The 537-nt window shown below is 46.7% G+C and carries 1 protein-coding gene; it reads right to left on the minus strand.

All coding sequences use genetic code 11. From position 1 onward, the window contains the following. Positions 1 to 45: 45 nt before the first annotated feature. Positions 46 to 537 (minus strand): tRNA 5-methoxyuridine(34)/uridine 5-oxyacetic acid(34) synthase CmoB (cmoB, locus tag R8O11_RS30705; RefSeq protein ID WP_318195318.1); only part of this gene is annotated, 492 nt, incomplete at its 5' end.

Genomic DNA, 537 nt, shown 5'->3' on the forward strand with positions numbered 1-537 from the left:
TTAATGGCAGGAAAGAGTTAAGACAATGTCAGAAATCTCAGTTAATTATGGCTTACGTGCTACCAGCACTGCGCGGCGTGGTGCCGGGTAGCCTTCCACTGTTTTGCTTGGATCGTTTGGATCTAAGTAATCTGGTAGAGAGTTGTGTGTCATCCAATCTGTTGTGCGTTGCTCATCAACTGAAGTCACGTTCTCATCAACAATATGAACATCTTCAAAACCAACCAGTTCTAGCCACACTTTTAGTGCTTTCGCAGACGGGAAGAAGTACACATTGCGCATTTGAGCGTAGCGTGAGGTCGGCACAAGTACTGCGTTTTCATCGCCTTCGATTACCAAGGTTTCCAATACTAACTCACCACCAGAAACCAACTGATCTTTTAGTTGAATCAAATGGTCAAGTGGAGAACGACGGTGGTAGAGAACACCCATGCTGAACACGGTATCGAACGCTTCCAGTTTAGGCAGTTGCTCAATACCCAGCGGCAATAGGTGTGCTCGTTGGTCGCCGCCCATGAGTTTGCGAATCGCTTCAAA

The sequence above is a fragment of the Vibrio sp. 1288 genome, assembly GCF_033344475.1.